We start from the raw sequence: 6416 nt of genomic DNA, 5'->3' as shown, positions 1-6416 counted from the left end.
CCTGCAGCAGCCAGCGCAGGCACCAGTAGCGTTCCATGCCGCGCTGGAACTCGGCATAGGCGGCGTAGGTGAGCTCGAAGTCGCGCATGGCCGAAAGCAACGCCTCGGCGCGGACGGAGAACGGCGATCATCTCCCGAAGCGCCGGCGCGCTGCTGCCCGGTGCATAGCTTTCATTGGCAATATCCAGGGTGAGCATGAAATCGAACCCGCGCTGATCCGGCGCTTCGTCGGCGAGCGACAGCAGAAAGGCTGGCGTCTCCGGGGCGCTGTCCAGGTGACGGCATGTCAAACTATCGTGCGATACGCCTTCCGTGAGGGTGGGGGTGTCCGCGAGCATCACGTCGCATCCCGCTTCGGCGAAGATCGGCGCGAGGGCGCGGTACTCGTCACCGCTGCACAGTCCTCGGGCACCGGATGCCAGCATGCCGTAGCTCTTGAGCGCCTGCGCCGCGAATGCCAGGCGCCAGCGAGCATCGGCCGTGGCGATGCCGTTGTCGAGAAGACCGCTCCACGCCACGAAATCGCGCTCTTCGAACTGAGATGGGGTCATGGCTTGCGACACGGGATAGGCGAAGGAGGGGGGCGCCGAAGCGATAAGCCGGCTCGGCGTTTCCACCTGTGCGACGCCATATTTGCTCGGAAGGAGCGGGCGTTGCGCGCTGGCCGGATCGATCGTCTCGAGTTGCTCGGCCTCGATTTCGAGCCCTTCGGCCCGTGCGTCCGTGCCCTGTGGGCAATAGCCATAGGCGGCATAGGTCGCACCGGCGGCGCACATGAAACTTATCGTCAAGCCACGGGCAACCGCCTGGGTGTCGCTGAGGTCGAGCCGAGCCGAGGTGACGAAGATGGCATCGCGGCCGCTCTCCGGAATGAAGGCATTGATGTCGACGCGCAACTCCCCGAAGCTCGCGCGAAGGCCGCTGAAGCGGACTCGGAACACCACGCGGCCGGGCTGGAAATCGATATAGGGCGTGTGAAAGGCGTATCGGCTGTCGCGGCTGCGTTCTGCGCCGCCCAGCGGCATGATGGCGCTGCTCTGGCCGACCAGAAAGCCGAAAGGATCGAGGACGCGGACCTGCTCCGGGAGTTCCAATGTCATGCGCATGTCCTCGTACGGATTGAAGCGGTGATGCTAATTGGCGTCATTCGTCGCCCGGCTTCTTGAGGCCTGCCTTGGCCCAGGGCTGCCCGATCCACCGACGATAGATGTCATGTGTGAGCCACAGCAGCGGGACCCGCCGTTCGGCGATCCCCGGCAGGCTCCAAGGGTCGAGTCCGGTGAAGGGAAGGAAGGGATTGCGGCGGCTATAGGCGAAGATCTCGATGCGGGTGCTCGGCCGGCTGCTGGCGGCGCGGGCATGGAAACCGAAGGTGTCGGCGATCACCAGCGTGTTGGCCGGGACGGCGAAGGCTGTCGGCTGGGGAAGGCCCAGCCCTGACAATTCGCTGCGTTCGATCCTGAACGAGCCCCGCGCCGACAGGAAGTCTCCGCTGTCGCGCACCTCCAGGCTGCGCCGCCTTTCCCAGGCAAGTCGTTCTGGTGTCAGCCGATGCGAGCCGGGAACATAGGTGAGTGGGCCGTCCTCGGGGAGGACGTCGTGCAGGAACAGCCACGCCTTCATCGACGGATGAAAGGTATCGGCGTGGAGGCTGGTCTGAGGATCGGACGACGCCGCATAGCGGTGGCTGAGGATGCTCTGAACATAGAGCAACGGCTCGATATCGAAGCTGGATATGTAGCGCGCCAGGCCACGCCAGCGCCGGTCGTCGCGAAAAGCCGCGAGGGCCGGGACGGCGCGGACCGCTGCGGGATCGATCGCATAACGCCGGGTGATCGTGTCACCCTGCACCATCTCGCGTGCGGGCCCCTGCCAGTCCTGCACGCCTTGCTGAAGCGACGCGAATATTTCCGGAGGAAGAAAATCCGGAATGCAGACGAATCCGTCCCGCTCGAAGGCGGCGCGGTCCTCCGCAGTGATCAGCCGGCTCAGCCGTTCGCGCCGCTGCGCCGCGAGGTCGCTGGCTCGCTTGACTCGCCAAATATGGAGGCCCTGCTCATTGAGGCGCTGCGATCCGATCAGCGGGTTGTCGAGAAAGGAGCGCGCGCCGGTCAGTATCTGTGCCGCCCAGACGGGCGCCAGCAAGGGACGGAGGAAGGAAGCGGCCATTGGCGCGTCTTAGGCGATCCCGCGCGATTTGAGGATGGCTTCGATCGGTGCGACGTCGGTCGGATTGTTGAGTTCGATCGCGTCCCACGCGATGGGATCGAACGGCACCACGCCCACCGGAACGCCGCCCGCCAGGAAGCGCAGCTGCTCCAGCCCCTCCAGTTCCTCAAGCTGGCTGATGCCGAGCGCCATGTACCGCCGCAGCGCCTCCGGCCGATAGGCATAGACGCCCAGATGCAGATGCACGGGCGGAAACTCGGCCTGTGCTGCGGCGGGGGGGAGGTGGGGGATTACCCGCTTGGAGAAATAGAGGGCCCGGTGATCTGCGCCGAAGACGACGGTGGTTCCACCCACGCGTCCCTGAGCCTGATCCGCAACCAGATGCGCATATGTGCTGCGCGCGCATCGCAGGGCTGGGGTGGTCATCGCTACCGCCGCGTCACCGCGCAGCGCCTCGACGAGGGCGGTTACCACATGGGCGGGGGTCAGCGGCGCATCGCCCTGCAGATTGACGAGGATCTCTGGCATCGTCCCCAGGCGATCGAGGGCATCCGCGCAGCGCTCGGTGCCATTGGCGCAATCCTCGGACGTCATGACGACCTGGCCGCCGAAGCCACGGACGGCATCGGCAATGCGGTCGTCGTCGGTCGCGACCCAGATCGCGTCGGCGTCCACCACGGCGCGCGCGCATTCCCAACTGCGCTGGATCAGCGGTTTTGCGACCCCTGTGGCGCCGACCAGCGGCGCAAGGGGCTTGGCCGGATAGCGCGAGGAGCGGTAGCGCGCCGGTATGACGACCGCGACGTCTTTCATGTGGCGAAGGATTTCAGCTCAGTCCGTAGCGGACGAAATCGTGGATGTGAACGATTCCGACCGGGCGCTGGGGCTGTTCGCAATCCATCACGAAGACGGTGGTGATCTTGCAGTCGTTCATGATCATCAGCGCATCTTCGGCGAGCGTGTCGGGCGGCACGGTCTTGGGGTTGGGCGTCATCACGTCGGCCGCGACGCCGTCCCCGAGATCACCCAGATGCCGACGCAGGTCGCCGTCGGTGATCACCCCGATCAGCGCGCCAGCCTCGTCCAGAACGCCGGCCGCGCCGAAGCCCATCGAGGTCATCGTCATGATGACGTCGCGCATTGGCGTGTCCCGCGCGACCAGCGGCAGGCTGCTGCCGCTGTGCATCATCTCGCTCACCGCCATCAGGCGCAGGCCGATCGCACCGCCGGGATGGAGCGCCTTGAGGCTGTCGCGATCGGCGCCGCGCAATTCGCTGAGCGCCATGGCGAGCGCGTCGCCCAGCGCAAGCATGACCGCCGTCGAACTGGTCGGTGCGATGTTGCTGGGGCAGGCTTCACGGACCTGCGGCAGCAGAAGCTGGACGTCTGCCGCCTGCATCACCGGCGAGTCGGCTCGGGACGCCATGCCGATGATCCGTATGCGCAGGCTGCGGCAATGCTGCATGACCGGGCTGAGTTCAGGTGTGGAACCGGAGTTCGACAGGACCAGAAGCGTATCGCCATGCTGCACCATGCCGAGGTCGCCATGCGCGGCTTCGGCGGGGTGCAGGAAGATGGCAGGCGAACCGGTGGCAGCGAACGTCGCCGCGATTTTCCGCGCAACATGGCCCGATTTGCCCATGCCGGTGACGACGATGCGTCCGCGCGTACCCTGCAGAAGCCGCACGGCCGCCGCAAAGCTGTCGTCGACCTGCCGTTCGAGCTGAATGAGGGCTTCGATTTCGGCGCGGATGACCCTGCGCCCATGATCGACAATAGCTAAAGTGGCCGTATCGGCCTGGATGTCGTGTGTTATCACGCTCGTCTCCCTGGCCCCACCACGCGGTCGGAAAATATACAGGCTCGTTAATGTTGCAATAGGCTAAATGCCGCGATGCACCAAGAGCGGGACGAGCCCCGGCTTCCTTGTGGACGGGTTCTGTTGCTTTGACGGATCGATAGGTCGAAGACCTTGGTCGATCAGGCTTTTTTTCTGACGATCATCCCGAATGACGTCGCGACCCAGCGCATCAGCTGAAGTTTGAGATGCTGATCATTGGCATAGGGAGGCAGGTCGATCACGCGGTCGAGCTCACTGTCGCCGCTGTCGAAGGTGATGGGGAATACTTCATGTCCTGCTTCGAGCAGGCGCAGCGCCAGATCCTCGAAGTCACGCCGACGGAAGATCACCGTGCCGCCCTTTTCCAGGGTAAGGTTGTTCGAGCTCAGGTTCAGCTCGGTCGTGTGGACGGCCAGCCCGCCGGGCTTGAGGCATTTGAGGGAGTTCTCGAAGAAGGCGAGGCCGGCTTCGATAGAGCCGAGATGCTCATAGGCGCATGACGACCAGGTGAAGTCGAAGTCGACAAGATCAGCCGGAATCGCATTCATGTCGACCGCGCGGTAGCTCACCCTCTCGAAAAATGCGGCTTCGTCGCACAGCCTGGGGTTATGGATCTGCCGCAGGTTGGCACCCAGCTGATCGGTGTCGCTCCATGCCCGGGCACGATCGTCGTCTGCGGCCAGATCGGTTGCAACAACGTTGCAGCCTGCCGCTGCGAAGATCGACGACAGAGGCTCGATTCCGACGCCGAAGCCCAGCCCCCTCGCTCCCGGGCGCAGGGCTCCATAATGTTCGAGCGCCCGCAGGATGAACACGAACTCCCACTGTTTGCGGTGCTGAATGGGGACATCGTCCATCCGTTCGCACCAGCGCTTGTAGGTCGGTTCGGCCATCTGGGCGGCCGTGCACATCTGCGAGATCGGGTCCTCGAGCGTCGCTCGACGCTTCACGACGATCTTGCGCAACTCTCCCTTACCCGGAGCGGACAGAAACTCCTTTCGGGCAGCCTCGAAGCGCTGGCGCAAAGCGTCCGGGCTGTCGCCCCCGGTCAGGCTTATCTCGATGCTTTCGGCGCGTGCGTCCGAATCGTCTGACAGAGTTCCCAACAGCGCGTAGCTGTGCCCGGGCGCGCCGAGCTTGGAAAATTCCAGCACGCCGTTCGATGCGATGATCTTCTCGATCGGTATCGACCGGGTCTTGGGTGGTAGCGATTCGCTGTTCTCGTCGAGCATGTTGATGCTGAGGATCAGCGATCCCCGCGAGCCCGTAAGGCCGACGAGGCGGAGTGTGTAGGTCAGCCGCCCACCGGCCGAGGACACATAATCGGTATGAAAGGCATAGCCCGGCACGACGCTCGGCTTGTCGCCACCTTCGCCGGACAGGGCGCTGATCTGCCCTGGCCAGAAGGAGAATGGCTGCAACGCCATGGCAGGTTCTTCGCGGCGACTCCCGCTGCGTCGGTCGCGCCACCACCGGACGGCCTTCGTCAGATAGAGACGCAGCTTCGACTTTTCCTGCGAGGAAGCGGCCTGAGCGGGACTGGGAGCGTTCATTGTCATGATATGAGCGGGGCTCTATGCCGATAGGAGGAGCGCTATTCAACCTGATAGATCGCGTGGCGACCATGTGTCGGAACGTTTCGGGTGCGAGGCGGATACAAAACGCAGTTCCGAAGATTCGGTGCCTTCCATTGCCAATTTACCGGCCTCCGGCCATATCTGCCGACCTTCGGAGGCTGGATTTGAACGATACGGACGAACAGCAGGGCGGTGATCGCGGATGGCGGCAGCGGATGAACACGCTGACGGCGCGGCGCGCCGAAGCGCCGCGGCCGCGCGTTCCTGCGGGGCAGAGGGTCTATGCGATCGGTGACGTGCATGGCCGGCTCGACCTGCTTCTGCCTTTGCTTGCCCATATTCGCGACGACAGCGCCGCGCGGGCGGATGCCGACAGCCATGTCGTGCTGCTCGGCGATCTGGTCGATCGGGGGCCCTATTCGGCGGAAACAGTCGAATATGCGATCAGCGGGCTGCCCTCTTTCGCGACCTTCCACATTCTCATGGGGAACCATGAGGAGGCGATGCTGCGCGCGCTCGACCCGCTGGAGGACCGTGCGACCAATCTCTGGCTGAAGTTCGGCGGTTACGAGACGCTCGCCAGCTACGGCATGCCTGTCGCCCAGCTGGGCGAGGAATTGCCGCCCGCAGAGACGCTGCGGCATTATATTCCTGGGCGGCACTGGCAGTTTCTCGACAGCCTGCCCGATGCGATCCGGTTCGGCGATTATGTGCTCGTTCATGCCGGCATTCGACCGGGCACCGCGCTGGAGGATCAGAATCCTTCCGACATGCGCTGGATTCGCCAGGAATTCCTGGCAAGCAAAGGCGATCATGGCGCCTTCATCATC

At 64.3% G+C, this 6416-nt stretch carries 6 protein-coding genes; 1 reads left to right on the top strand and 5 read right to left on the bottom strand.

Translation table 11 applies throughout. The annotated features are described in order from the left end of the window. The 5 genes from KAY22_RS22735 to KAY22_RS22715 form a co-directional block, all read right to left on the bottom strand. A partial coding sequence (locus tag KAY22_RS22735; RefSeq protein WP_296625463.1) for a hypothetical protein occupies window positions 1-1100 on the bottom strand: 1100 nt, incomplete at its 3' end. 43 nt (window positions 1101-1143) lie between these two features. Continuing rightward, window positions 1144-2169 carry a phytanoyl-CoA dioxygenase family protein gene (locus tag KAY22_RS22730; protein ID WP_296625462.1) on the bottom strand — a complete coding sequence of 342 codons (1026 nt, stop codon included), beginning with the start codon at window positions 2167-2169 and terminating at the stop codon, window positions 1144-1146. Between the two features lie 9 nt (window positions 2170-2178). After that, window positions 2179-2982 carry a manno-octulosonate cytidylyltransferase gene (locus KAY22_RS22725; RefSeq protein WP_296625461.1) on the bottom strand — a complete coding sequence of 268 codons (804 nt, stop codon included), beginning with the start codon at window positions 2980-2982 and terminating at the stop codon, window positions 2179-2181. Window positions 2983-2995: 13 nt separating this feature from the next. Then, window positions 2996-3988, bottom strand: a complete 993-nt coding sequence (locus tag KAY22_RS22720; protein ID WP_296625460.1) for a KpsF/GutQ family sugar-phosphate isomerase — start codon at window positions 3986-3988, stop codon at window positions 2996-2998. A gap of 161 nt (window positions 3989-4149) precedes the next feature. Further along, the gene (locus tag KAY22_RS22715) at window positions 4150-5436 is read right to left on the bottom strand and encodes a methyltransferase domain-containing protein (RefSeq protein ID WP_296625459.1); all 1287 of its coding nucleotides are present in this window, start codon (window positions 5434-5436) and stop codon (window positions 4150-4152) included. A 314-nt stretch (window positions 5437-5750) separates the two neighbouring features. Here KAY22_RS22715 and KAY22_RS22710 point away from each other — a divergent pair. Further along, window positions 5751-6416, top strand: a 666-nt coding sequence (locus tag KAY22_RS22710; protein WP_296625458.1) for a metallophosphoesterase, incomplete at its 3' end; no start/stop codon positions are given.

Source organism: Rhizorhabdus sp. (genome assembly GCF_018006725.1).
Taxonomy (GTDB): domain Bacteria; phylum Pseudomonadota; class Alphaproteobacteria; order Sphingomonadales; family Sphingomonadaceae; genus Rhizorhabdus.
Note: the sequence above shows the minus strand (reverse complement) of the source record. Positions and strands in the feature narration are given on the sequence as shown.

What these genes read in the sequence shown, in the direction of transcription:
- KAY22_RS22725 (WP_296625461.1), bottom strand. Translation starts at nt 2,982, where the DNA reads ATGAAAGACGTCGCGGTCGTCATACCGGCGCGCTACCGCTCCTCGCGC.
- KAY22_RS22730 (WP_296625462.1), bottom strand. Translation starts at nt 2,169, where the DNA reads ATGGCCGCTTCCTTCCTCCGTCCCTTGCTGGCGCCCGTCTGGGCGGCA.
- KAY22_RS22715 (WP_296625459.1), bottom strand. Translation starts at nt 5,436, where the DNA reads ATGGCGTTGCAGCCATTCTCCTTCTGGCCAGGGCAGATCAGCGCCCTG.